General features: G+C 66.8%; 18 protein-coding genes and 2 pseudogenes. 14 read left to right on the forward strand and 6 right to left on the reverse strand.

The annotated features are described in order from the left end of the window. The first annotated feature begins 74 nt into the window (after positions 1-74). Together QFZ61_RS04125 and QFZ61_RS04130 are read left to right on the forward strand one after the other, a co-directional pair. The gene (locus QFZ61_RS04125; protein ID WP_307033568.1) at positions 75-371 is read left to right on the forward strand and encodes a hypothetical protein; all 297 of its coding nucleotides are present in this window, start codon (positions 75-77) and stop codon (positions 369-371) included. Further along, a complete protein-coding gene (locus QFZ61_RS04130) occupies positions 371-1,816 on the forward strand; it encodes a hypothetical protein (protein WP_307033570.1) in 1,446 nt (481 codons plus the stop codon). Before QFZ61_RS04125 ends, QFZ61_RS04130 begins: the two co-directional genes overlap by 1 nt. Positions 1,817-1,831: 15 nt before the next feature. Here QFZ61_RS04130 and QFZ61_RS04135 read toward each other — a convergent pair whose 3' ends face one another. Beyond that, positions 1,832-2,260, reverse strand: a complete 429-nt coding sequence (locus QFZ61_RS04135; protein ID WP_307033572.1) for a phage holin family protein — start codon at positions 2,258-2,260, stop codon at positions 1,832-1,834. A 59-nt stretch (positions 2,261-2,319) separates the two neighbouring features. Between QFZ61_RS04135 and QFZ61_RS04140 the strand changes: the two genes are divergently transcribed. The 4 genes from QFZ61_RS04140 (at position 2,320) to QFZ61_RS04155 (ending at position 7,375) form a co-directional block, all read left to right on the forward strand. Further along, positions 2,320-3,438, forward strand: coding sequence for a histidinol-phosphate transaminase (locus QFZ61_RS04140; RefSeq protein WP_307033574.1), 1,119 nt, complete (start codon positions 2,320-2,322; stop codon positions 3,436-3,438). Positions 3,439-3,585: 147 nt separating this feature from the next. Further along, positions 3,586-4,854, forward strand: coding sequence for a thiamine pyrophosphate-dependent dehydrogenase E1 component subunit alpha (locus QFZ61_RS04145; RefSeq protein WP_307033576.1), 1,269 nt, complete (start codon positions 3,586-3,588; stop codon positions 4,852-4,854). Then, on the forward strand, positions 4,854-5,834 hold the full coding sequence (locus QFZ61_RS04150) for an alpha-ketoacid dehydrogenase subunit beta (protein ID WP_307033578.1): 981 nt from the start codon (positions 4,854-4,856) through the stop codon (positions 5,832-5,834). The genes QFZ61_RS04145 and QFZ61_RS04150 overlap by 1 nt, the downstream gene beginning before the upstream one ends. Positions 5,835-5,845: 11 nt before the next feature. Further along, entirely contained in the window at positions 5,846-7,375 is a 1,530-nt protein-coding gene (locus QFZ61_RS04155; protein ID WP_307033580.1) for a dihydrolipoamide acetyltransferase family protein, read from the forward strand. Between the two features lie 245 nt (positions 7,376-7,620). On the opposite strand, the gene QFZ61_RS04160 is transcribed toward QFZ61_RS04155, so the two are convergent. Continuing rightward, positions 7,621-7,911 carry a hypothetical protein gene (locus QFZ61_RS04160; RefSeq protein WP_373427126.1) on the reverse strand — a complete coding sequence of 97 codons (291 nt, stop codon included), beginning with the start codon at positions 7,909-7,911 and terminating at the stop codon, positions 7,621-7,623. A gap of 271 nt (positions 7,912-8,182) precedes the next feature. On the opposite strand from QFZ61_RS04160, the gene QFZ61_RS04165 reads away from it, so the two are divergent. Next, a complete protein-coding gene (locus QFZ61_RS04165) occupies positions 8,183-9,784 on the forward strand; it encodes an AMP-binding protein (protein WP_307033584.1) in 1,602 nt (533 codons plus the stop codon). 50 nt (positions 9,785-9,834) lie between these two features. Here the strand turns inward: QFZ61_RS04165 and QFZ61_RS04170 are convergent, their stop codons facing one another. From QFZ61_RS04170 to QFZ61_RS04180, 3 genes are all read right to left on the reverse strand, one after another. Beyond that, entirely contained in the window at positions 9,835-10,266 is a 432-nt protein-coding gene (locus tag QFZ61_RS04170) for a universal stress protein (protein ID WP_307033586.1), read from the reverse strand. Positions 10,267-10,314: 48 nt separating this feature from the next. Further along, on the reverse strand, positions 10,315-11,607 hold the full coding sequence (locus QFZ61_RS04175; protein ID WP_307033588.1) for a PLP-dependent aminotransferase family protein: 1,293 nt from the start codon (positions 11,605-11,607) through the stop codon (positions 10,315-10,317). Between the two features lie 137 nt (positions 11,608-11,744). Continuing rightward, complete coding sequence (locus QFZ61_RS04180; RefSeq protein ID WP_307033590.1) at positions 11,745-12,308, reverse strand: NAD(P)H-dependent oxidoreductase; 564 nt, start codon at positions 12,306-12,308, stop codon at positions 11,745-11,747. A gap of 121 nt (positions 12,309-12,429) precedes the next feature. Here QFZ61_RS04180 and QFZ61_RS04185 point away from each other — a divergent pair, with 121 nt between their 5' ends. The 6 genes and pseudogenes from QFZ61_RS04185 (at position 12,430) to QFZ61_RS04210 (ending at position 20,645) form a co-directional block, all read left to right on the forward strand. Continuing rightward, positions 12,430-13,035: a TetR/AcrR family transcriptional regulator gene (locus tag QFZ61_RS04185; RefSeq protein ID WP_373427127.1), complete on the forward strand. Its 606-nt coding sequence runs from the start codon at positions 12,430-12,432 to the stop codon at positions 13,033-13,035. A gap of 364 nt (positions 13,036-13,399) precedes the next feature. After that, entirely contained in the window at positions 13,400-14,386 is a 987-nt protein-coding gene (locus tag QFZ61_RS04190) for an ABC transporter permease (RefSeq protein WP_307033594.1), read from the forward strand. A 2-nt stretch (positions 14,387-14,388) separates the two neighbouring features. Next, a complete protein-coding gene (locus QFZ61_RS04195) occupies positions 14,389-15,396 on the forward strand; it encodes an ABC transporter permease (RefSeq protein WP_307033597.1) in 1,008 nt (335 codons plus the stop codon). Beyond that, the gene (locus QFZ61_RS04200; protein WP_307033599.1) at positions 15,393-17,666 is read left to right on the forward strand and encodes an ABC transporter ATP-binding protein; all 2,274 of its coding nucleotides are present in this window, start codon (positions 15,393-15,395) and stop codon (positions 17,664-17,666) included. Before QFZ61_RS04195 ends, QFZ61_RS04200 begins: the two co-directional genes overlap by 4 nt. Positions 17,667-17,713: 47 nt before the next feature. Next, positions 17,714-19,430, forward strand: a pseudogene (locus QFZ61_RS04205) (ABC transporter family substrate-binding protein). A gap of 131 nt (positions 19,431-19,561) precedes the next feature. Next, positions 19,562-20,645: pseudogene (locus QFZ61_RS04210) on the forward strand (Gfo/Idh/MocA family oxidoreductase). Between the two features lie 74 nt (positions 20,646-20,719). Here QFZ61_RS04210 and ald read toward each other — a convergent pair. Further along, positions 20,720-21,838 carry an alanine dehydrogenase gene (gene ald, locus QFZ61_RS04215; protein ID WP_307033602.1) on the reverse strand — a complete coding sequence of 373 codons (1,119 nt, stop codon included), beginning with the start codon at positions 21,836-21,838 and terminating at the stop codon, positions 20,720-20,722. Positions 21,839-22,081: 243 nt separating this feature from the next. On the opposite strand from ald, the gene QFZ61_RS04220 reads away from it, so the two are divergent. Continuing rightward, positions 22,082-23,302: a CdaR family transcriptional regulator gene (locus QFZ61_RS04220; protein ID WP_307033604.1), complete on the forward strand. Its 1,221-nt coding sequence runs from the start codon at positions 22,082-22,084 to the stop codon at positions 23,300-23,302. The last annotated feature ends 15 nt before the right edge of the window (positions 23,303-23,317 follow it).

Consider the following 23,317-nt stretch of genomic DNA (forward strand, 5'->3'; position numbering starts at 1 on the left):
GCAGGTTCCGGCCAGCCACGGCCGGGCCCTAGCGTCTAACCGGGATCCGAACAAGGACGAAGGGAGTGCGGTTGATGAGCGGCACCCTGACGGCAGCAGATGCAGCGGCCTGTGCTTCGCGAAGTTATGAAGTGCAGCAGTTGGCGAACCAGGTGGCTGGCTGTGCGGAGCGGGCAGACGCCGTGCTCGCGGCGCTGGGAAGGCTGGAGATGCAGGCCTGGCAATCACCGGCGGGCCGCGCCTACCGGACGACGCTTTCCCTTCAGGCGGCTTCACTCCGGCGAGCCCGCGCTGGCCTGCTGGAGGCGGCTGCGGTGGTCCGGGCACACGCCCAGCACGTGGCGCTCTCGTCCGGACGCCCAGGGTACTGATGGCAGAACCCAGCCCGTCCGGCTCCGGCGACGCGCCGCGGCCCTCAGCGCCGGCGCCGGACGGGATGCTGCGCATCCGGGGCGGTGTGGGGGGCCTCAGCTTCCAGTTTGAGGAACTGCTGGCCGGAGCCGCGGCGCTGGACGGTGCGGTAAGCCAGCTCTATGCCCTGGAGGCGGAGGCCGACAGCGTGCGGCGGTCGCTGTTCGGCTACCAGCCCGATGCTTACCGCAGCGGCAGCAACGCCATCATTGCCGTAGGGGAGGCCGGCCGGGACATTGGCCGGGTAAGGGCGGAGCTGGAAAACATTGCGGCCCAGGTCCGGGCCAGCCACCGGGAGTACGAGTTCACCGAGGCCCGGAACGCCCTTTTACTCAGGATGGGCTTGTCCGGACCCGAGTACGGTTCCGCCGAGGGCGCCTTCCAGCTCCCGGGCCTCCGCGACCAAGTGGAACAAAGAGTCGCACTCGTCCCTCACGGATTGGCGCTGCTGCTGGGCGTGCCTCTTCCGCTGGCCGAGGCCCTGAAGGCGTCGGGGGCGGTGGCGGGCGGCCCCGGCGACCTCCGGCGCACGATCCGCGAACTGACCGCAATGCCGGGACTGGGGTTCCTGAAGCCCAGGCCTGTCTCGGTCATTCGTAGCGAATCGGGCACCGCCGAGGTCGACCTGTCTGCGGCAGGGCTGCTCCGGCAGGCGGAGGCCGTCGGCCGGACCAGCGGTGACATCGAAGTCATCCAGACCGACGTCGGAGACAGCCGGGCCTGGGTGGTCGTTCTACCGGGAACGCAGCTCGACGGCCTGCCCGCGGGGACGAACCCCTTCGACACTGCGGGGATCGCCGAGGCCCTCGGGTACGATTCGCGGGAGACCGGCCTGGCCATCCGGCAGGCACTCCGCGACGCCGGGGCGGCCGCGGGGGAGCAGGTTGCCGCCGTCGGCTACAGCCAGGGCGGGATCCACGCCATGAACCTCAGCAGTGACGAGGCCTTCCTCGCCGAATTCGACCTCAAATTCGTGCTGACCGCCGGTTCACCGGTCGGCGGGATCACCCCCGGGCCCGGCATCAGCAGCCTCCACCTGGAGCACCAGCACGACTGGGTGCCGGGAAGTGACGGGACGCCGAACCCGGACACCCGGGACCGCGTTACCGTGACGCTGACGAACGACCTCGTCCTGCCGCCGGGGCAGGACTTCGGGCTCGGACCCGGCCACCGGCTGGAGAACTACGTTGAGGGGGCGGAAGCAATCTCCGGTAGCCGGGACCCGTCGCTCCAGGCATCGGCGGCAGCCCTGGCCGCCGTGGTCGGTTCAGGGGGCACGGCATCGGTAACGAGGTTTTCGCTGCGCCGGGAAGCGTCTCCGGCAGGCCCCGCCACTGCGACGGGACCGGAGCCGCGGGTACGCCACCCGGACGCATCGCGGGGAGCGCGGCGGCTGCGCGGCTAGCCTTGGGTCTGCGCGCTAGCGCCGCCGGCCGCCCGGCAGTCTGTTCGCCACCAAGGAAACGACGGTGATGATGATGGCCGCCAGCACGGCAGTCCAGAAGAACGAGTCGATGGTGAAGTGCACCGGCGTGTAGGAGCTCAACCAGGAGGTGAGGTAGAGCATCGCGGCGTTGATGACGATCGTGAACAGCCCCAGCGTCAGGATGGTGAGCGGCAGTGAGAGGAGGCTGACGAGCGGCTTGACGAGGGCGTTGACGATGCCGAAGATCAACCCGATGAACAGGTACGCCAGGACGATACCGATAGCGTCTGTGCCCTGGCTGGCTCCGCTGTTGGCGACAGCGCCGGTCGTGGCGGAGGTGGAGATATTCAGTCCAGGAAGAATCCAGCTGGCGATCCACAGGGCCAGCGCATTGACGATGACCCGCACAATGAGTGAGCGCATGGCCCCATGCTGTCACATCGCCGGACCGTCAGGCAGGAGTGCGAAGTAGGCTAGGTGCCATGACTTCTTCAGAAAACCCGGCCGGCGGAATCCGCCCCCGGCCGGTGGTAGACCTGCTTCCCCGTTACGCGGCCGGAAAACCGCCGGTCCCTGTCGAGGGGCTCGCGAGCTACAAGCTCTCCTCCAACGAGAACCCGCTGCCGCCGATTCCTGCAGTGCAGCAGGCCATCGCAGCACGGACCGACTTCAACCGTTACCCGGATCCGCTGAGCAGCAAGCTCCGGGGGGCGCTCGCCGATTTCCTCGATATTCCGGCCGAGGACATCGTCACCGGCGCCGGCAGTCTCGGTGCCCTGAACCAGCTTTTGGCCACCTTCGCCGGCCAGAACGACGACGGCAAAGCCGACGAGGTCATCTATGCCTGGCGCTCGTTCGAGGCCTATCCGATCAGCGTGGGCCTCGCCGGCGCTGAGAGCGTGCAGATCCCGCTGACCCCCGAGGGCCGGCACGATCTTGACGCGATGGCAGCCGCGGTCACGGCCCGCACGCGGATGATTCTGCTCTGCACCCCCAACAACCCGACCGGCCCCATCCTTACGACTGCCGAGACGGAGCGGTTCCTCAAGACGGTCCCTTCCGACGTCGTGGTCGTCATTGACGAGGCCTACCAGGAGTTTGTCCGGGCCGCCGACGCCGTCGACGGCATCGAGATGTACCGAAAGTACCCCAACGTCGTGGTGCTGCGGACCTTTTCCAAGGCTCACGGCCTGGCCGGGTTGCGGGTTGGCTACAGCGTGTCCCAGCCGGAACTGACCCAGCACCTGCGGGTTACCGCGACGCCCTTTGCAGTTTCCCAGATCGGAGAGGACGCCGCCGTCGCGTCCCTGCAGCACTTCGGGGAGGTTGTAGAAAGGGTACAAAGCCTGGTGGACGAGCGGGACCGCGTAACGGCGGCTCTGCGTGAGCTGGGATGGTTCGTGCCGGACGCTCAAGGGAACTTCATCTGGCTCAATCTGGGCGCTAACAGCGCTGAATTTGCCGCTCTGGCAGGCGAACGCGCGCTGTCCGTCCGGGCGTTCGGAAATGAGGGGGTACGGGTCAGTATCGGTGAGGCCGAGGCGAACAGCCGGTTCCTTGAGCTGTGTGCGATCTATACAAAAGCCCCCCGGCGTTCCTAGCGCTTAACGCGAAGCCTGCAGGCAGCGGGCGGCGGCTAAAGTAGGGACGAGTTAGCCAAAATATATGCCGGATCTGGAATGTATTCCTTGTCCGTTATATATCCCAGCGATTGCAGCGCATGCGGATGCGGCAGGCAAGGAGACGGTATGGGCGCCACACATCTGCCCTCAACCGAGTTCGACGGACTTGACGTGGACGACCAGCTAGAGGCGCAGGCGGAAGCCGTGCTGGGTGCCCCCGACGCCCCGATGGTCCAGCTGTTAAGCCCGGAGGGAACCCTGGGAACGGATCCGGTCTTTTCGGAGTACGCCGCCCGGCTGGACGCCGCCAAACTCCGGGGTTTCTACGCCGACATGGCCAAGATCCGGCGGTTCGACGTCGAGGCGACTGCCCTGCAACGGCAAGGGCAGCTGGCGTTGTGGGTTCCGCTCACAGGCCAAGAGGCGGCGCAGATCGGCTCCGGGCGGGCGAGCCAGCCGCAGGACTACATTTTCCCCACTTACCGTGAGCACGGCGTCGCGTTGACCCGCAAAGTCGACCTGGCCGAGCTGCTGCGCCAGTTCCGGGGTGTGTCCAACGGCGGCTGGAACCCCAAGGACACCAACTTCCACCTGTACACGCTGGTCCTCGCTGCCCAGACACCGCACGCGGTGGGCTACGCCATGGGCATCCAGCGGGACCAGAAGCTGGCGGCCGCCCGCGCCGCTGCGGGCGGGACGGGGCCCGAGAGGCAGGCGCCCAAGGCCGCCGTCATGGTCTACTTCGGCGACGGAGCCAGCTCCGAGGGCGACGTGCACGAATCCATGGTCTTCGCTTCCTCCTACAACGCTCCCGTCGTGTTCTTTTGCCAGAACAACCACTGGGCGATCTCCGTTCCCACCGCCGTGCAGACGCGGATCCCGCTCTCCAACCGGGCCAAGGGATACGGCTTCCCCGGCATCCGGGTGGACGGCAACGACGTCATCGCGGTCCACGCCGTCACCGAGTGGGCCCTCGAACGGGCCCGCGAAGGCAAAAGCCCGGTGCTGATCGAGGCTTTCACCTACCGCGTCGGCGCGCACACCACCGCTGACGATCCGACGAAGTACCGCGGCTCCGAGGAAGAAGCGCAATGGCGGGCTAAGGACCCACTGGAGCGGCTGGAGAAGTATCTCCGCGCCGAGGGTTTCGCCGATGATGCCTTCTTTGAACAGGTCAGGGCCGACGGCGACGAGCTCGCCGCCTACGTGCGCAAAACCACCCACGACCTGGAAACCCCGGACATCCGCACCGCGTTCGCCAACACCTACGCCGAGGCGCACCCCTTGATCGCCGAAGAGCTGGCCTGGTTCGAGGACTACAGCGCCGGCTTTGCCGACGAAGCCGGCGCCGGCGGGTCGGGGAACCAGGCAGACACAGACGGGGCCGCCAGCTGATGACCACCATGACCATTGCCAAAGCCATCAACGAGGGCCTCCGCGCAACCCTGGCAAACAACCCGCGCACCCTGCTGATGGGCGAGGACATCGGGCCCCTCGGCGGCGTCTACCGTGTCACCGACGGGCTGATCCGCGAGTTCGGGGCCGACCGGGTGGTGGATACCCCGCTTGCGGAATCCGGCATCATCGGCACCGCGATCGGCCTGGCGCTGAGCGGCTACCGGCCGGTCTGCGAGATCCAGTTCGACGGTTTCGTCTTCCCGGGCTTCAACCAGATCACGACGCAGCTGGCAAAGATGCACTCGCGCAGCAACGGCAACCTCACCGTGCCCGTCGTGATCCGTATCCCCTACGGTGGCGGCATCGGCTCGATCGAGCACCACTCGGAATCACCGGAAGCACTGTTCGCCCACACCGCGGGGCTGCGCATCATCACCCCGTCCAACCCGCATGACGCCTACTGGATGATCCAACAGGCCGTCGACTGCCTGGACCCGGTGATTGTCTTCGAGCCCAAGCGCCGCTACTGGCTCAAGGGCGACGTCGACACCGACGCCCCGGGCCGGTCCGCCGACCCGTTCGCCGCCCACGTGCTGCGCGCCGGAACGGAGGCCACCGTCGTGGCCTACGGACCGCTGGTCCCCGTGGCCCTCGCCGCGGCAAACGCCGCCGCCGAGGACGGCCACAGCATCGAGGTGATCGACCTGCGCTCCATCTCACCCATCGACTTTGACACGGTCACAGATTCGGTCCGGAAGACCGGCAGGCTCATCGTGGCCCACGAGGCGCCCACCTTTGGCGGTATCGGCGGCGAAATCGCCGCTCGGGTCAGCGAGCGGGCCTTCCATTCCCTGGAGGCGCCGGTCATCCGTGTCGGCGGCTTCCACATGCCTTACCCGGTGGCCAAGGTGGAGGAAGACTATCTGCCGGACATCGACCGCATCCTTGAGGCGCTGGAACGCGCCCTCTCCTACTGACGGGGATTTCCATGACCGTGAACAAGTTCAACCTTCCCGACGTCGGTGAAGGCCTCACCGAGGCCGAAATCGTGTCCTGGAAAGTCAAGGCCGGGGACTCGGTGGCCGTCAACGACGTGCTGTGCGAGATCGAAACCGCCAAGTCCCTGGTGGAGCTGCCCTCACCGTACGCCGGCACCGTGACCGAACTGCTGGTCGCCGAAGGTGTGACCGTCGACGTCGGAACGCCGATCATCAGCGTCTCCGATGCGGCAGCCGCCGCAGCACCGGCTGCTCCCGCGGCAGCCGCCGAGCCGCCCGTTGTCGCAGCCGCGCCCGCCGCGCCCGAGCCGCCGATGTACGGCAAGCTGGAGCCGGACACCTCCGACGCCGACGAGTCCGCCGGGCCCCCCGCCGGCGGTCCGCTGGTCGGTTCCGGACCCAAGGCCGACGCCGTCAAACGCCGCCGCCGGGTCTCCTCCGCCGCGCCCGCACCGGCAGCGGTCCCCGCGTCGGCGTCGCCCAACGCCACGGAGCCCGTGGAAACGCACGACATCTGGATCAGCCCGGAGGCGGTTTCCTCCGTGGACCGCCCCGTTCCCGCCCAAGCCGGGGCTGACGATTCCCGCCCGACCCTGGGCGGCGCCATCACAGGCCTCGTCAACCGCGTGCTGGCCAAACCTCCGGTCCGGAAGATCGCCCGCGACCTCGGAATCGACCTGGCCGACGTCGTCCCCACCGGTTCCCGCGGCGAGGTGACCCGCGAGGACCTGGTCAGCTACCAGGCGCAGCGCGACGCGGAGCTGGACCAGGCCGACTCTTTCTGGGGCAAGACGGGCCGCCGGCAGGAACACCGGATCGAGCGTATTCCGGTCAAGGGCGTGCGCAAGGCCACCGCCCGAGCCATGGTCGACTCGGCCTTCGCCGCGCCGCACGTGAGTATCTTCGTGGACGTCGACGCCAGCCGCACCATGGAGTTCGTCAAGCGGCTCAAGGCGTCCCGCGACTTCGAAGGCATCAAGGTGTCACCGCTGCTGATCCTGGCCAAGGCCGTGATCTGGGCCGCCGCCCGCAATCCCAGCGTTAACGCCAGCTGGGTGGACGCCCAGGACGGCAGCGACGCTGCTGAAATCCACATCAAGCACTTCCTCAACCTCGGCATCGCCGCAGCCACTCCGCGCGGCTTGATGGTGCCGAACATCAAGAACGCCCAGGACCTCTCACTTAAGGAACTGGCGCTTGCTTTGAACGAACTTGCCACCACCGCCCGCGCAGGCAAGACCCAGCCGGCGCAGATGCAGGGCGGAACCCTGACGATCACCAACATCGGGGCCCTGGGCATCGACACCGGCACGCCGATCATTAACCCCGGCGAGGTCGCCATTGTCGCGTTCGGCACGATCAAGCAGAAGCCCTGGGTGCTCGACGGTGAAGTGATGCCGCGCTGGATCACCACGCTGGGCGGCTCCTTCGACCACCGGGTGGTGGACGGGGACCTGTCGGCCCGCTTCATGGCCGACGTCGCGTCCATCCTGGAAGAACCTGCGCTGCTGCTCGACTGAAGGCACGCCGCCGGCCGAACCGGCACGCGTACCCCGACGTTCCCGCCCAGTTACCGTTGCCCGGGATGCGCGGCGCCGACGTTCCTGCCCAGTTACCCGGGGCCGGGATCTGCGGTGACCGCTGAATCCCGCGCGTTTCGGCCGGTTAGCCGCCCCGCGAGGGCCAGTAACTGGGCAGGAGCGCTGCGGCCCACGGTGCAGGAGCGCTGCGACCCTGCCGGCGCAGGACCGGCGGCCCGGGGATCCTAGCTGCCGGAGTAAACGGACAGCACCTGGGCGAGGGCCGGATCGCCCAGCCCGGCAACAGCCGCCGCGGCTGCGAAGACGACGCCGACGAAGCCGAAGCTGCCGGCCGTAACCGCCGCCAGGAACTTCCAGTCCTCGTGCAGGATGCTGCGGACTGTGTCCGGCATCCGCAGTGCCGGGGAGATCAGGTTCGGCGCACTGTCCACTGTGCCGTTATCGAGGTAGGCAATCACCCGGCCGGCGGCGCGGTCCACCCTCATGGCGCTGATGTGGTTTCCGTGACGGGCCAAGAGAATATCGTGACCAACAAGCTGGCGGCGCTGAAGAACGGGCATGGTGGGGCCTCCCGGGGAATGGAGTGGATAGGGCTGTCCGCACCATCGGGGGCACCTTCCATTTTACGGCTGCCCAAGGGGCCGGTTCGGGCGAAAGCGGGGTGAGACTGCCCACTGGAGCTGGTGACGGCCATCAAGCCGCAGGAATCCTGTCCGAACCCGGCCCGCGGCACTAGAGTGGCACCAGCCGCAACGGAGCGGCCCACGCCGATCAAAGGAGATTTTGGTGTTCTCTAGCCCGTTCCCCGCTGTTGATATCCCGGACATCAGCCTCTACGAGTACCTTTTCGGCGGTCTGCAGGAAGAGGACCTGGGCCGGGTCGCCGTCGTTGACGGAACGAGCGGCACCGAAACGAGCTACCGCGAGCTGCGCGATGGGATCAACGCTGTGGCTGGCTACGTCGCCGCCCAGGGACTGGGTGTCCACGGCGTCGCTGCCATCCTCTGCCCGAACATCCCGGCCTTCGCCGTCGTCTTCCATGGCCTGCTCCGCGCGGGCGCAACCGTGACGCCCATCAACTCGCTGTACACGGCCGACGAGGTCGAAAAGCAGCTCACCGACGCGGGAGCCAGCTGGCTGTTCACGATCTCCGCCCTGCTGCCGGCCGCCCGTGAGGCGGCCGAAAAAGCCGGGATCCCCGCTGACCGCTTGGTGGTGCTGGACGGAGCGGAGGGGCACCCTTCACTGCGGGATCTGCTGACGTCCGGCGCTCCGGCCCCGGACGTCAGCTTTGATCCGGCGACCCACGTCGCGGTGCTGCCGTACTCCTCCGGGACCACCGGCCGGCCCAAGGGCGTGATGCTTAGCCACCGGAACCTGGTCGCGAACGTTGAGCAGTCGCGCGCCCTGCTCAAGGTCACGCCCGAGGACCGGCTGTTGGCGCTGCTGCCGTTCTTCCACATCTACGGACTGACCGTGCTGCTGAACCTGGCGCTTCGTGAGCGGGCGCGGCTGATCACCATTCCGAAGTTCGACCTTGCCGAGTTCCTGCGCATGATCCAGGACCACCGGTGCACGTACCTGTTCATCGCCCCGCCGGTCGCTGTGGCCCTGTCCAAGCACCCGATGGTTGCGGAATATGACCTGGGCTCCGTCCACACCACACTGTCGGGAGCGGCGCCGCTGGACGGTGAGCTTGGCACCCGGCTGGCGGAACGGCTGGGCTGCAGGGTTCTGCAGGGCTACGGCATGACGGAGATGAGCCCGGTATCGCACCTCATCCCGGTTGACGCCACCGAGGTGCCCGTCAGCTCGGTCGGCTACACCGTTCCGAACATGGAGTGCCGGCTGGTGGACCCCGCAACGGGCGAGGAAATAGAGGTTCCGGCCGAGGGAACCAGCGGACCGGGCCATCTGCTGTGCCGGGGGCCCAACGTGATGCTCGGCTACCTGAACCGGCCGGAGGAGACCGCTGACACCCTGGACCCGGACGGCTTCCTGCGCACCGGCGATATCGCCACGGTCGGGGCGGACGGTGTGGTGACGATTGTGGACCGGCTCAAGGAGCTGATCAAGTACAAGGGCTACCAGATCGCCCCGGCCGAACTCGAGGCGCTCCTGCTCACCCACCCTGGCATCGCCGACGCCGCTGTGATCGGAACGCCCGACGCCGACGGCCAGGAGGTGCCGATGGCCTTCGTCGTGCGGCAACCGGGCGAGGTTGGCGAACAGCTGGACGAGGCGGCCGTGGAGGAATTTGTGGCCGGCAAAGTAGCGCCGTTCAAGAAAATCCGCCGCGTCCAGTTCATCGACGCAGTGCCGAAGTCATCCTCCGGCAAGATCCTCCGCCGGATGCTGAGGACCACGGAGCCCGCGTCACAGGCCTAGGAAGCAGCCGGCGCCTGGGTGTGGCGCCGGCTGGTCTTCGGACTTGCGGTTTATTCGGCCAAGTCGGTTTTGGCGATGTAGACGTCGCAGGGGGCGCCGTGGGCCACGCTGTTCGCGACGCTCCCCAGGACCCGGCCGAGGCCGCGCATCCGGCGGTTGCCCACCACGATCAGCTGTGCCTCGGTACGCTCAGCCTCGTGGATGAGGGCCTCCGCAGGCTTGCCGCGGGCGGCGGCGTAGGTGACGTTGGTGCCGCCGGTGCGCAGGCTGTCGGCAATGCCCTTGGCCACCTTTTCGGCCTCGCCGGCATCCGAAACGACCCACCGGTCGCTGCCGCTTCCGAACACCTCGGTCCGGTCACTGTCGAAGGCGCTGACCACATGCAGTGTGGCGCCCAAGGAGGCGGCCAGGTCGCGGGCGGTGTGAGCCGCCCTCAGGGCAGTCTCGCTGCCATCGACGCCGACAACGATGATTCCGGTCATGAGATCTCCTCTGGTCAAGCACAGATCAAGCCACAGCAATGCTTCAGGCTACAACGCCGCGACGGCTTCCTGCAGTACCGGCGCCAGCCGCCGCACGCCTTCCTCGATGGCCTCAGGCGGCACCGCGCTGAAGGCGAGCCGCAGCTTGTTGGATGGCTCGTCCGAGTGGGTGAAGGCCGCGCCGGGGATGAACACGACGCCGGCATCAATGGCTTTCTGCAGCAACGGGTACGTGTCGACCCCTTCGGGCAGCGTGACCCAGATGAAGAAGCCGCCCTCGGGACGCGTCCAGCTCAAACCCTCCGGCATGTGCTTGTCGAGGGCAGCGAGCATCGCCTCACAGCGTTCCCGGTAAAGCCCTCGGTAGGTGGCGATCTGGCCGCGCCAGTCGTAGTCGCGCAGGTACGCCGAGACGAGCATCTGGTTCAGCGTCGGCGGGCAAAGCGTGACCGCCTCCGAGGCCAGGTAGTAGCGGCGCTGCAGGTGCGCCGGAACCAGTGCCCAACCGATCCGCAGCCCCGGCGCGAAGATCTTGGAGAAGGAGCCCATGTAGATGACATCGTCGGGGTTTCCGGCCCGCAGCGGGGTCAACGGCTGCCCGTCAAAGCGGAGCAGTCCGTAAGGGTTATCCTCGAGGACCAAAATATTCGCGTTGCGGCATATGTCTACTACCTGTTGCCGGCGCTCCGGGGACAGGGTGATGCCGGACGGGTTGTTGAAGCTGGGGATGGTGTACAGGAACTTGATGTTCTTGCCGGCCGTCTGGAGGGCGGCAATTTTTGCCTCGAGGAGATCCGGAACAATTCCAGCGTCGTCCATCGGCACCGTGCCCACCTCCACCTGGTACGCCTCGAACGTGTTAAGCGCCCCGACGTACGTCGGGTCCTCCACCAGGATGACGTCTCCCGGGTTGCAGAAGACCTTGGTGGCGACATCCTGGGCGGACTGCGAACCGGCCGTGATGACAACGTTTTCCGGCTTCGCGTCGAGGATGCCCTCGGCCGCCATGACTTCGCAGATCTGGGTCCGGAGCTCCTCCGTTCCCTGTCCTCCGCCATATTGCAGTGCCGTCAGCCCCTGCTCGGCGATGATCTTGGCTGCCGACTCGCCGAGACGCTCCAGCGGGAGCGACTGAAGGTACGGGCTGCCGCCGGCAAGGGAGACGAGGCCCGGGCGCAGGGAGATGTCAAAGACGTCCCGGACTGCCGACTGTTTGATGTTTGCTGCGCGCTCCGAGAAAAGCCTCTCGTGGCGGTGGGCGGACGTAGCCGCACGTTCGATTGCGTCAATAGCCTCGGCCGGAAGGAGCTCTGCGGCGGCATCAAGTGTTTCGTGGGTCACAGGTCAAGGATACAGTCCTGCGTTGTCAGTGGGAAAACATTTGTTCACGGCGCCGCGGGCGGACAACGCGGGCGGACAACGGACACCCCCGGCAGTGGGGGGCGCTGCCGGGGGTGTCAGTCTGTCTGCCGGAGGTGCTACGCGGCTTCCGCCGTGCGGGCTTCGGCAAAGGCCTGGAAAACGCCCTTGATCTGTTCCACAACCTCGGCATCATCCTTCGGGTGCACCTCGGCGAAACGCACCATGGAACCGGGGACGGCCAGCTTGACGTCCTCAAGCACCCGGGCGCCGGCGATGCCGACAGCCTTGCGGGCCTCGTCCTGCGCCCACACGCCGCCGTACTGGCCAAAGGCGGTGCCGACGACGGCGGTCGGCTTGCCGCTGAGGGCGCCGGCACCGAAGGGGCGGGAGAGCCAGTCGATGGCGTTCTTCAGCGGTGCGGGGATGGTGCCGTTGTATTCCGGAGTCACCAGGAGGAGGCTGTCCGCCTCGCTGGCGGCGGCACGCAGGGCCGCCGCGGCGGCGGGAACCTGGCCCTCGACGTCGATGTCCTCGTTGTAGAACGGGATGTTGCCGAGGCTTTCGTGGATGACTACCTCGACCTGCTCGGGAGCGTTTAGCTGGATGGCCTCGGCGAGCTGGGCGTTGGTGGAGCCGGCGCGCAGGCTGCCGACAAGGGTGAGGACGGTGTTGGTGGACATGGGAACTCCTTCTATCGCGCCGCGGGACCCGCGGCCGGACAAGCGGGGAGGCTCGGGAGCCTTCATCCATGCTAAACGGACTGCGGTCCGGTTCTTATTCCCCAGCGCTACAATGAGGCGTGTGAGCCTCATCCCAATCCGGCCCGAAGCCCAGGCCGCCCAGGCAGAGCGCCGGGACGCAGCCCGCAACCGACAGCTGCTGCTGAGCGCCGCCAGGGAACTGGTCGAGGAGTGCGGGGTCGACGGCCTCACCATGGCGTCCCTGGCCGGGCGTGCCGGCGTCGGCAAAGGGACAGTTTTTCGCCGATTTGGAAGCCGGGCGGGGCTCATGATGAGCCTGCTCAGCGATGCCGAGGCCCAGTTCCAAGACCGGTTTATGTTCGGCCCGCCGCCGCTGGGTCCCGGCGCGCCGGCCACGGAGCGGCTCACTGCCGTCGGAGCGGAGCGGATCGTCTGGATTTTGGAATACGGCGACCTCGCCCGCGCCGCCGACGCGTCAGCCTACAACCGCTTTGACGTCCCGGCGGCAGTGCTCTGGCGCCGCCACCTGGAACTGCTGCTGCGTGAGGCCGGGGTCACGGCCGACCCCTGGCTGATGGCAGGCGCCCTGGCTGCGACCCTTGAGCCGGAGCGCATTCTGCACGCGGTCCGCCTCCACGGCGTCGCTCCCGACCGGCTGATCGAGTCCTGGCGCGAGCTGGCCAGTCGCGTTGTGCAGCCCGCGTAGGCTAGCCCAGTTCCGCACCGGCTGCCAAGTCAATTGCGCCCCGGTGGGTTCTTCATAACGATCTGGTAGTGGGCCTCCCGTTTCGCTCCCTGTTACGCGCCAGCACGCGATTCCTATGTGGTAGTTTCCTCTGGAATGTGACCCGCAACATACAGCCCCACGGGGTCGGCCGAGAGGCCAGCGGGTGGCCAGGCACCCGCTGGCCGGAATCCCGGATCGGCAGCGGAGACCCCCTGCCGCACGGGGGACGACGGAAGGAACCATGCTGTGAACGTTGAAATGAACCCGGCTCCCGGACAAGCGGCCACGGGCCGTCCCGTAGCGCCGGGCACCTCGCAGGCAACGGCAATCCTGATCTAGTCCCATGTTCCGATACCTCGCCAAGCGTGCCGTTACGTATGCATTCATGATTTTCCTGACCACGAGTGCCGGGTACTTCCTGGCCGTCACCAGCCTGCAGCCGGCGTTGCTGGAGCAGGAAAGGATTCCGCGCCCAACTCCCGAGCAGGTCGCCAACTCCTTCCGGCTCAAGGGCCTCGACCCGGCCCTCAGCCCCTGGGAGCGGTACGTGGACTGGCTTACCGGAATCGTCACCCGCTGGGACTGGGGGCGCAGCCCCAACGGGGCGTTCATCAACGCCGAGTTCGGTGACAGGGTCTGGATCTCCACCCGTCTGTTCCTGGCCTCGATCATCCTGACCCTGATCATCGGCGTCGCCCTGGGCGTCTACACAGCAGCCCGGCAATACAAGTTCTCCGACCGGGCCATCACCTCGTACAGCTACCTCGTGTACATCGTGCCCGCCCCGATCGCCTACTTTTTGGTCCAGCTCGGCGCGATCAACATCAACGAAACCGTCGGCGACCGCATCCTGTTCGTCACGGGAATTTCCACCCCGGGCCTGGACGGCGACGGCTGGGCCCAGTTCCTGGACATGCTCGCCCACTACGCCGTGCCCACCTTCGCCATCACTATCGTGGGCTGGGGCGCCTACCAGATCGCCCAGCGCCAATACTTGCTGGACAACGTCAACGCCGACTTCGTCCGCACCGCCCGCGCCAAGGGCCTCACGCGCAACCAGGCCATCAGCCGGCACGCCCTGCGGGTGTCGTTCATTCCGGTGGCCCAAAGCATCGCCTTCACCATCCCGGCCATCTTCGCCGGCGGCTTCTTCGCGGAGAAGATCTTCGCCTGGCACGGCGTTGGGTCCTGGAGCATCGACGCCATCGCCCTGCAGGACGTCAACGCCGCGACGGCCACGCTCGCCTACGGCTCCGTGATCTTCGCAATCGGGGCGATCCTTGCCGACTTCGCCACCACCCTGGTCGATCCGAGAGTGCGGGTGCAGTAGCCATGACGAACCTGAACGCCATCGACCCCGCAGCGGTCGCAGAAGAAGCAAAGATCGAGAACAGCGACGTCGTCATTGCGAAGTCGAGGATCATCCTTCGGCGCTTCCTGCGCAACAAGACCGCCGTCGCCGGCCTCATCATTTTCACTCTGTTGACCGTGCTGTCCCTGGTCGGCGGGAGCTTCTCCAGCTGGGACAAGGAAACGATCGACCCCTTCAGCATCGGCATGGAACCCTCAGCCGAACACTGGCTCGGCACCTCCCAGGCCGGCATCGACCTGTACGCCCTGACAGTGGAAGGCACCCGGGTCTCGATCCTGATCGGCCTGGTCGTGGGTCTGGTTTCCGTCCTGATCGCGGCAGTCTACGGCTGCACCATGGCCTACTTCGGCGGCAAGGTCGACAAGGTCATGCTCTTCATCCTGGAAGCGCTGATCATGATGCCGGCCCTCCTGGTGGTGGCCGTGGCGACCAGCGGCGGCGGAGACGGGCTGAAGAAGAACCTGCCCAGCTGGATGCTGCTGATCATCGTGCTGCTGGTCTTCAGTTGGATGGGCACGGCACGTTTGATCCGTTCACTGTCGATGTCGCTGATGCAACGCGACTTTGTGAAGGCCGCACAGTACATGGGCATCCCGGCCCGGCGCATTGTCTGGCGCCACCTGGTGCCGAACATCGGCTCGCTCCTGGTCCTCGATATAACCCGCGGCGTGACCGGCGCGATTCTGGCCGAAGTCGCGTTCTCCTTCATCGGCATTGGCATCAAGGTCCCGGACGTGAGCCTGGGCGTGCTGATCGGCCAGGCCACTTCCCAGGTGTCCACGTTCCCGTGGATGTTTTGGGTTCCGCTGACCGTGATGTTCCTCCTGACCGGTTCACTGGCCATGATGAACGACGGCCTCCGCGACGCCTTTGACCCGAGTTCCAGCTCGATCGGCAGCGCAAAGAAGAAGACCGGTGCCGTGGCAAAGAACGGTCCCGCGACCAGTGCAAAGAAGAAGAACTCATGAGCAGCGACATCACCGCCACCGACCTGAGCACCGCCGAGCGCCTGCACGTCGCCGGCCTGCATGCCCCAAGCGACGCCGTGCTCTCCGTCCGGGACCTCAACGTCCGCTTCAACACCGAGAACGGGGTAGTGCACGCGGTCCGGGGCATCGACTTCGACCTGATGCCCGGCAAGACCCTCGGCATTGTCGGCGAGTCGGGATCGGGCAAGTCCGTCACCTCCATGGCCATCATGGGCCTGCTGCCGGACACCGCCGAGGTGACCGGTTCGGTCCGCCTCAAGGGCAACGAACTGCTGGGCCTGAGCGACAAGGCGATGTGCCGGTTCCGCGGCAACGACATCGCCATGGTCTTCCAGGACCCGCTGTCCTCATTGACCCCCGTCTATACGGTGGGGGCCCAGATCGTCGAGGCGCTCACGGTGCACAACCCGACGATGAGCAAACAGGCCAAGGAAGCACGCGCCGTCGAATTGCTCGGCATGGTGGGCATCCCCAGTCCCAAGGACCGGCTCAAGGCCTTCCCGCATGAGTTCTCCGGCGGCATGCGCCAGCGCGTGATGATCGCCATTGCGATCGCGAACAACCCGCGCGTGCTGATTGCGGATGAGCCGACGACGGCGCTGGACGTCACCATCCAGGCGCAGGTGCTTGAGGTGCTGCACACCGCACAGGAGGAAACCGGCGCCGCCGTCGTCATGATCACGCACGACCTGGGCGTCGTGGCTGGCATGGCGGACGACATCATGGTGATGTACGCCGGCAAGCCCGTGGAAACCGGCAGCGTCGATGACATCTACTACAACCCCCGGATGCCGTACACCATGGGCCTGCTGGGAGCCGTGCCCCGGGTGGATGTGGCCGAGAAGACCTCGCTGGTGCCGATTGAAGGCATCCCGCCGAACCTCATCCACACGCCCACCGGCTGCTCCTTCGCCCCGCGCTGCCCGCTGGTCAGCGAATCCTGCCTCAAGGGCGAACCCGAACTCTGGCCGGTGGGCGGGGACAACCTCGACGGCGGCCTGCCGCACCGGGCGGCCTGCATCAAGACGGACTCGCTGGGCCTCGAGGTGGATGTCCGCGAGGTCTTCCGGGCCCCGGACGTGCCGGTGTCCCGCTTCGACGCGGTGCCGCGCGCCGACCGCAAGGCGGTCCTGGAACTCAAGGAGGTCCGAAAGCACTTCCCGCTGATGAAGGGTGCGCTGATCAAGCGCCGGATCGGTACGGTCAAGGCTGTCGACGGCTTGAGCTTCGACATCCGCGAAGGCGAATGCTTCTCGATCGTGGGGGAGTCCGGCTGCGGCAAGACCACGACCCTGCTGGAAATCATGGAATTCCACCGGGACCAGGATGGTGAGGTCCTGATCGGCGGGCTCAGCAACAAGGCCGCCTCGGACGCCCGGACCAAGTCCGCCATGCGCAAGGAACTCCAGATGGTGTTCCAGGACCCTACCGGAGCCCTGGATCCGCGCTTCACCGTGTACGAGGTGCTGGCCGAACCGCTGGAGAACTCGGGGATGGCCAAGCCAGCGATCCGCAAACGCATCATGGAGCTGATGGAGCTCGTAGGCCTGCAGCCGGACCACGTGAACCGGTTCCCCAACCAGTTCTCCGGAGGCCAGCGCCAGCGCATCGGTATTGCGCGCGCCCTCGCGGTGAACCCCAAACTGGTGGTCCTGGACGAGCCGGTGTCCGCGCTGGATGTTTCCGTCCAGGCCGGAGTCATCAACCTGCTCGACAAGCTCCGCGCCGAACTGGGGCTCAGCTACCTCATGGTGGCCCACGACTTGTCCGTGGTCCGCCACATCTCCAACCGGGTGGCCGTCATGTACCTGGGCAAGATCGTGGAAATCGGAGATGTGGACGACGTCTTTGATAATCCGCGCCACCCGTACACCAGGGCGCTGCTCTCGGCGATCCCGGTGCCGGACCCCAAGCTGGAACGCACCCGCGAACGCATCATTTTGCAAGGCGACCTGCCCTCGCCGCTCGATGCCCCGAAGGGCTGCAACTTTGCCACCCGCTGCCCGGTCTTTGCCGCGCTCCCCGCCGCCAAGCAGGAGAAGTGCCTGACCCTTGAACCGCTGCTGGAAACCGCAGCACCGTTGCCGGGAACCGCAGCACCGCTGCTGGAAGCCGCGGCGGCATCCGCTGCGGCTACCGGCCGCCCGGCCGACGCAACGCCGTCGGCCTCCACTGACCAGCAATTCGCCTGTTTCTACCCGGACGGCGAACTGGACGCGGACATGCTCGTTGTCCACGAATCCATCTGACTTACCCGTCAGACGCAGCACTGCAACAGAAGAAAATGAGGGGAAAAATGAAGAATCTGACCAAGATCGGCGGCGTTTCCGCCGTCGTGGCAGCGCTTGCGCTGACCGCCTGCGGCGGCGGCGGGGGTGCGGCCAAGGGCGGCCCCGAGACCGCCAAGGGGCAGGAATCCGGAAGCGACCTGTCCAAGCTCATCAGCATCAACGCCAAGGACGCCAAGGATCTGCAGCCGGGCGGCAAGGTCACCCTGCCGCTGGGCAACATCGGGCCCGACTTCAACGGCTTCTCCAACACGGGCAACAGCGCCGACAACACCGCGTTGCACCGGCCGATCGACCAGGCCGGCACGTGGGGCTGCTGGAACTTCGACTTCGACGGCACGGCCACGCCGAATAAGGATTTCTGCGAGGACGTCAAGAGCGAGGTCAAGGACGGCAAGCAGACCATCACCATCAAGGTGAACGACAAGGCCAAGTTCAACGACGGCACACCGATCGACGCCAAGACGTTCGAAAACACCTGGAAGATGCTCAACGGCCAGAACAAGGACATCGACGTCGTCAGCTCCGGCGCGTACGAGTTTGTCGATTCCGTCAAGGGCCGGTGCCAGCGACAAGGAAGTTGTTGTCACCACCACCCAGCCGGTCTACCCGCTTGACTCCCTCTTCACCGGGTTTGTTCACCCGGCGGTGAACACCCCGGAGATCTTCAACACCGGCTTCACCGGTGAGATGCACCCGGAGTGGATGGCCGGCCCGTTCAAGGTCGACAAGTACGACGCCGCCGCCAAGACCGTCACCATGGTCCCCAACGACAAGTGGTGGGGCACCAAGCCGGTCCTGGAGAGCGTCGTCTTCCGCCAGCTGGAAACCAGCGCCCAGATCGCCGCGTTCAAGAACGGCGAGATCGACGGCGTTTCCGCCAACACCATTTCGCTCTACAAGCAGCTGGACGGCACCAAGAATTCCGAGGTCCGCCGTGGCCAGCGCCTGTTCGCCGGCGGTCTGAACATCAACGCCCAGAAGGCGCCGATGACCGACGTCGCGATCCGCAAGGCGATCTTCACCGCTGTGGACCGCGAGGCCCTGCGCAAGGTCCGCTTCAACGGCCTGAACTGGGAAGAGGAAAGCTCGGGCTCAATGATGCTCCTGCCGTTCTCGAAGTACTACCAGGACAACTACCCCGTCACCGAGAGCGGTCCGGACGCTGCCAAGAAGGTCCTGACCGACGCGGGCTACAAGGCCAACGCGGCAGGCATCATGGAGAAGGACGGCGTTCCCGCCGCGTTCAAGATCAGCAACTTCGGCGACGATCCCACCACCCTTGCCTTTGCCCAGACGCTGCAGAAGCAGCTTCAGGCCGGCGGCATGGACGTCGGAATCGACCAGCGCGGTTCCGCCGACTTCGGCAAGGTCGTGGGCAGCCGCGACTTCTTCCTGAGCATCTCGGGTTACACCGTCGGCTCCGACGCCACCGATTCCGTCAAGCAGTTCTACGACTCCAAGACGAACACGAACAAGCTTGGCGACGCGGAGCTCGACGCCAAGATCAAGAAGCTCTCCACCATCGCCGATGACGCCGAGCGCAACAAGGCGGCGATGGAGGTTGAGAAGGAGCACATGGCGAAGTACTTCTCCATGGGCGTCGTGATGAACGGTCCGCAGATCTCCTTCGCGCGCACCGGTCTGGCCAACTACGGCCCCTCCCTGTTCAAGAGCCTGTCCCAGGTTCCGGACTGGACCACCATCGGCTGGGAAAAGAAGTAACTCCCTTTCCGACGCTCCCTCAGCTATAGCCGCTTTTCAGCCGGCGCTTCCTCACCTTGTGGGGGAGCGCCGGCTGTTTTGTTGCCGGAGCTGAGGGAGCGGCGGGCGGGGGCCGCGGGTAGCGTGGAGCTATGACTTCGCTTTCGACGGCCCCTGCCCCGCCGGCGCCGATCCGTACCGCCGTCGCAGGGTTCGGCCTTTCCGGCAGCGTGTTCCACGCGCCGCTGATCGCCGCCAACCCTGCTTTTTCCCTGGACGTCATTGCCACTTCGGACGCCGGAAGGAAAGCGGACGCTGCTGCCCGCTATCCGGCCGCCAGGATCGTCGACACCCCCGGCGGGCATCCTCGAACTTGCAGGGCACCTGGACCTGCTCGTCCTGGGCACGCCGCCGGCGACGCACTATCGGCTGGCGAAGGCCGCACTGGAGGCGGGCCTCGACGTCGTCGTCGACAAACCCTTCACTGTGACCAGCGCCGACGGCGCGGAACTGGTCGACGTTGCGGCGAGCCTGGGGCGGGTGCTGACTGTGTTCCAGAACCGGCGCTGGGACGGGGACTTCCTCACCGTCCGCGGCCTGCTGGAGCGCGGCATCCTCGGCACAGTCACGCGGTTCGAATCGCGCTTTGAGCGCTGGTCGCCGGCTGTCACCAAGCCCTGGAAGGCGGCCGCCACAGCGGGCGACGGCGGCGGCGCCCTGTTCGACCTCGGCACGCACCTGCTGGACCAGGCCGTGCAACTCTTTGGTCCGGCCACCGTCACCCATGCCGAGCTCGCCGTCCGCCGGCCCACCGGACAGGCCGACGACGACGTGTTCCTGGCCCTGCGCCACGACACCGGCGTCACCAGCCACCTCTCGATGAACCTGCTCTGCGCCCAGCAGGGCCCGCGTTTCCGCGTCCTCGGCAACGAAGGCGGCTTCACCAAGCACGGCGTCGACCCGCAGGAACCGTACCTGGCCTCGGGCGGCAGCCCGCTGGACGCCGACTACGGGCTGGAGGACCGGGACTGGGCGGGGCTGGTGGGCCGCGACGGCCACCTCGACCGGCTGCCCACCGAGCGCGGCGACTACCCCGAGTTCTACCGGCTCCTGGCCGACAAGATCACCGACGGCGGCGCGGCCTCCCCCCTGCCGCTCCCGGTCGACCCGAAGGACGCCGTCGAGGTCCTCACGCTGATTGAGCAGGCGCGGGAGCTGGTGAATAGGCGCCTTTAACGCACGCAACGCTGGACGACGGGCATCCCAGAGGAAGTCTGTCGCCCAGCGCAGCGGGACGATGACGGTCTGACTTACGCGGAGACGAGTTCGTGCCAGTCGGCCACGAGGGGCAGGTTGTGGGCTTCCGAGACCGAGCGGTGCGCGACCTTGCCGGCGGCGATGTTCAGGCCCCCGGCCAGGGCAGCGTCACGCTCGAACGCGGCCTTGACGCCCAGGTTGGCCAGCGCGACGGCGTAGCGCAGCGTGACGTTGGTCAGCGCGTAGGTGGAGGTGTTCGGCACGGCGCCGGGCATGTTGGCCACGCAGTAGAAGATCGTGTTGTGGACCTTGTACGTGGGTTCCTGGTGCGTGGTGGGGTGGGTGTCCTCAAAGCAGCCGCCCTGGTCCACGGCGATGTCCACCAGCACGGAACCGGCCTTCATCCGCGAAACCAGCTCGTTGGTGACGAGCTTGGGTGCCTTCGCTCCGGGGATCAGCACCGAGCCGATCACGAGGTCGGCGTCGACAACCGACTTTTCGATCTCGTAAGCGTTGGACGCGACGGTCTTCAACCGGCCCTGGTACTGCGCATCGAGTTCACGCAGACGGTTGATGTTGATGTCCAGGATGGTGACGTCGGCACCGAGGCCAAGGGCCATTGCGGCAGCGTTGGTGCCGGCAACGCCGGCGCCCAGGACGACGACCTTGGCCGGGCGCACGCCGGGAACGCCACCGAGCAGCACGCCCTTGCCGCCGGCGGGGGCCATCAGTGAGGTGGCACCGACCTGGACCGAGAGCCGGCCCGCAACCTCGGACATCGGCGCGAGCAGGGGCAGCGACCGGCCGTCCTGGACGGTCTCGTAGGCGATGGCAGTGACGCCGCTGTTGATGAGTTCCTGGGTCAGCTCCGGCTCGGCGGCCAGGTGCAGGTAGGTGAACAGGATCAGGCCCTTGCGGAAGCGGTGGTATTCGGCGGCAACCGGTTCCTTGACCTTCATGACCATGTCGGCACGTGACCAGACGTCGTCGGCCTCGGCAACGATTTCGGCCCCGGCGATGGAGTATTCCTCGTCAGTGATGCCCGAGCCCAGGCCCGCGCCGCGCTCCACCAGCACCGTGTGGCCGTGAGTGCGGAACTCGTGCACGCCAGCGGCTGTGATGGCGACGCGGAATTCGTTGTTCTTGATCTCTTTAGGGACACCGATGATCATTTTTGGGCTCCAGTGGTGGCGGCCGTTGGGCCGGGTGTATGGGGGAAGACGTGTTTCCAGAATAGAACCGCCTGTGAGGCACGCGACAAGGCTGCCGCGGCTGGCTAAGTCGGTTTTCCCGTCATTCCGCGGCTCAGAGAAAATTGCGTTCGACATTCGTCGACCCGGAGGGCGGCAGGTGTCGCCTGCTGTCCGTTGCGGCCCGGTTCGCCGGCAACCGCCGCTGGGCAGTAATGTGGCAGCATGCAACAGCAGGACGTGGAGCAGCTCGTGGAGCGCGTTGCTCTCCGGCTGGGCCGCGGGCTCTCGCTCGAAGACCTCGACGGCGTCCTGCTGGCCTACAGTTCCAACCAGTCGCACGCGGACCGCGTCCGGGTGAACTTCCTGCTCAGCAAGCGCGTGCCGGTGGACGTCAGCGCCTGGCAGCTCTCGCACGGCATCGCCACCGCGGTGCGCCCCGTGGTTGTCCCCGCCAATGAGGAACTTGGGATGCTCGGGCGGGTCTGCGTGCCCCTGCTGGTCCGCGGGTTCCGGGTGGGCTACCTCTGGGTCCAGCTCGACGCCGAAGAGCCCACCGCCGGTACCGTCCTGGCGCAGCTGCCCGATGTGGCGCCCGAACTGGAGCAGCTGTCGGCCCTGTTGCTGGACTCCAACACCGCCGAATCCGAGTTCCGACGCCGGCGCGAACAAGAATTCCTGGCCGCGTGCCGGGGCGAGGCGAACGCCGTCGCGGCCGTCGCGGGCTGGAAGGAAGTGCAGGGCCGGGGCCCGTGGCAGCTCGTGACGGTGCTCGACGCCGACGGCTGGGCGGAGGGCTCCGATCCCATCGCTTCCACGCTGATCCACCGTTCCGCCGCGCTCCAGGCGACCATCGGGGTGGACGCGGCACTGTTCAGCGCCGGGACCGAGACGCATGCCGTGGTGCTCTTCAAAGAGTCCACCGGCCGTGCCGATCACGCCCAGGTGCTGGTCCACTACCAGTTGGAGCTGGCCAAACGTGCGGGCCGTCCGGTCCGGCGGATTATTCTGGGCACCTCGGAGGGGTTCTCCCGGCCGCGTGGTCTGGCCGAAGCGTACCGCCAGTCCCGCCAGGCGGCGCAGGCGGCGGCCGTCGATCCCCAGCTCGGTGAACTCGTGGACTGCCGGTCCACCGGCCTGTACCAGTTGCTGGCCTCGGCCGGCGGGGGTGCCGGCGCCTGGGCCGACGCGGGGTCCGTATACTTCCGGATGCTGGAGGACCATGACCGGAACGGGGAGCTGCTGCCGGTGCTGGAACTCTTCTACGACAACGACAGTTCGGTCCAGGAGGTGGCCGGCAAACTGCACCTGCACCGCAGCAGCGTTTACAACCGGCTCGGGAGGATCAGGCAGGTGCTGGGCGTCGATCCGCTCAAGGGCATGGTCCGGCTGGAACTGCACGCGGCGCTGAAAGCGCGGCGCTGGGCCGAGAGGCCGAGGATTTAGCTGGCCGGCCGGCCG

Origin of the sequence: Arthrobacter sp. B3I4 (assembly GCF_030816855.1) — a bacterium.
GTDB lineage: Bacteria > Actinomycetota > Actinomycetes > Actinomycetales > Micrococcaceae > Arthrobacter.

Excerpts from the sequence above, each read along its gene's own strand:
- QFZ61_RS04125 (WP_307033568.1), top strand. The coding sequence starts at position 75 with ATGAGCGGCACCCTGACGGCAGCAGATGCAGCGGCCTGTGCTTCGCGA.
- QFZ61_RS04130 (WP_307033570.1), top strand. The coding sequence starts at position 371 with ATGGCAGAACCCAGCCCGTCCGGCTCCGGCGACGCGCCGCGGCCCTCA.
- QFZ61_RS04135 (WP_307033572.1), bottom strand. The coding sequence starts at position 2,260 with ATGCGCTCACTCATTGTGCGGGTCATCGTCAATGCGCTGGCCCTGTGG.
- QFZ61_RS04140 (WP_307033574.1), top strand. The coding sequence starts at position 2,320 with ATGACTTCTTCAGAAAACCCGGCCGGCGGAATCCGCCCCCGGCCGGTG.
- QFZ61_RS04145 (WP_307033576.1), top strand. The coding sequence starts at position 3,586 with ATGGGCGCCACACATCTGCCCTCAACCGAGTTCGACGGACTTGACGTG.
- QFZ61_RS04150 (WP_307033578.1), top strand. The coding sequence starts at position 4,854 with ATGACCACCATGACCATTGCCAAAGCCATCAACGAGGGCCTCCGCGCA.
- QFZ61_RS04155 (WP_307033580.1), top strand. The coding sequence starts at position 5,846 with ATGACCGTGAACAAGTTCAACCTTCCCGACGTCGGTGAAGGCCTCACC.
- QFZ61_RS04170 (WP_307033586.1), bottom strand. The coding sequence starts at position 10,266 with ATGACCGGAATCATCGTTGTCGGCGTCGATGGCAGCGAGACTGCCCTG.
- QFZ61_RS04180 (WP_307033590.1), bottom strand. The coding sequence starts at position 12,308 with ATGTCCACCAACACCGTCCTCACCCTTGTCGGCAGCCTGCGCGCCGGC.
- QFZ61_RS04190 (WP_307033594.1), top strand. The coding sequence starts at position 13,400 with ATGTTCCGATACCTCGCCAAGCGTGCCGTTACGTATGCATTCATGATT.
- QFZ61_RS04195 (WP_307033597.1), top strand. The coding sequence starts at position 14,389 with ATGACGAACCTGAACGCCATCGACCCCGCAGCGGTCGCAGAAGAAGCA.
- QFZ61_RS04200 (WP_307033599.1), top strand. The coding sequence starts at position 15,393 with ATGAGCAGCGACATCACCGCCACCGACCTGAGCACCGCCGAGCGCCTG.
- ald (WP_307033602.1), bottom strand. The coding sequence starts at position 21,838 with ATGATCATCGGTGTCCCTAAAGAGATCAAGAACAACGAATTCCGCGTC.
- QFZ61_RS04220 (WP_307033604.1), top strand. The coding sequence starts at position 22,082 with ATGCAACAGCAGGACGTGGAGCAGCTCGTGGAGCGCGTTGCTCTCCGG.